Below are 255 nucleotides of genomic sequence, written 5' to 3'. Positions count from 1 at the left end.
GCGTCTGGAGTGTGGCGGATGTGGATCTAAGTGATCTGACCGACGGTACAATTACCGTCAGCGCCGTAGCAACTGACGATGCGGGTAACACGTCTACTACTACCGATACGTTAGATTTAGATACGAGTGCGGACACCGACAGCAACTTCAGCGTGGCTGTGGCCGAAAGCGATGAAGTAACCAACGCAGACGAAGCGGACTCTGTTAGCGTGACCTTGAGTGGCGTAGATGCGGACACCGAGACGGTGAAAGTGA

The 255-nt window shown here is 54.1% G+C and carries 1 protein-coding gene; it reads left to right on the top strand.

The window, feature by feature from the left end:
• Positions 1-255 (top strand): hypothetical protein (locus V6259_RS19890; protein WP_341586002.1); only part of this gene is annotated, 255 nt, incomplete at both ends.

The organism is Marinomonas sp. TI.3.20 (assembly GCF_038155025.1).
Taxonomy (GTDB): Bacteria; Pseudomonadota; Gammaproteobacteria; order Pseudomonadales; family Marinomonadaceae; genus Marinomonas; species Marinomonas flavescens.
This window is presented reverse-complemented; position numbering and strand designations above follow the sequence as displayed.